An 886-nucleotide genomic window follows, 5' to 3' on the forward strand; every position below is an offset into this window, starting at 1 on the left:
AGTTGAAACGCTCTGAGATACTGTGTCAGCTTGTCCTTTGAGACACCTCGGTGGGGCGAGAGCCACCGTCGCACCTGCGACGCGTGGCTCTCGCAGGTGTTGACATGTACCTCGTCGTCGGCGTATTCGCCGTCGCCGTGGACGACGTATTCGCGGTCGAATGCGTCGTCCGCTTCGAGCGGTTCGTACGCCCGAAAGCCGTCGGTATAGACAGTGAGCGACTCCTGCTGGCGGTCGGCTAGCAGGAGTCGAATCGTCGATTCATCTGCGGCTTTCGCTGGGATCACGTACCGTTGGCCAGTGCCGCGGTCGGCGATGATGAAAACGGGTGGCTTGTCGCCGTTATACGAACCACGCCCTCGCGTGGATAGACCACGCGAGCGCGACGGTCGGTCGCGCTCGCGGCCTTTCTTCCCGGCAGAAACGTACACTTCGTCGATTTCGACCGGGCCAACGAGATCGAGGGAAGGCGCATCGAGCGCTCTGGTGAAGCGCTCGATGCGCCGGTGGATCGTTTTGTGTGTCACCCCGATTTCGCACTGTAATTGCCGGAGACTCGTGTTAAAGCGGAGAAACGCGTAGATCGAGAACAACCACCGTCGGAGCGCAATCTTCGAGTGAGCGAAAATTGTGCCAGTCTTGTCGTTGAACGTGCGGTCGCAATCCTTACAGAGATACCGCTGAAACTCCCCGTAGCTGCCGTTTCTGACCGTCCGGTCAGAACGGCAGCGAGGACAGGTTACACCGTCACGCCAGCGAACCTGTTGTAGCAGGTCCGCTGCGACCGATTCCGACCCAAACACATCTAGCGGAATCATTCGTGTCGGGCACCGCTGCCGCGGTGCCCTTGTCCTCTTCGACTCCGCAGCGACCGCTCAGCAGTATC

General features: G+C 60.0%; 1 protein-coding gene. It reads right to left on the reverse strand.

What is annotated here, in order from left to right:
* On the reverse strand, positions 1-818 hold an 818-nt coding region (locus tag OB916_RS16930; protein WP_315910472.1), incomplete at its 3' end, for an IS1595 family transposase.
* Between the last annotated feature and the right edge of the window lie 68 nt (positions 819-886).

Origin of the sequence: Halapricum hydrolyticum (assembly GCF_025517535.1) — an archaeon.
GTDB classification, from domain to species: Archaea; Halobacteriota; Halobacteria; order Halobacteriales; family Haloarculaceae; genus Halapricum; species Halapricum hydrolyticum.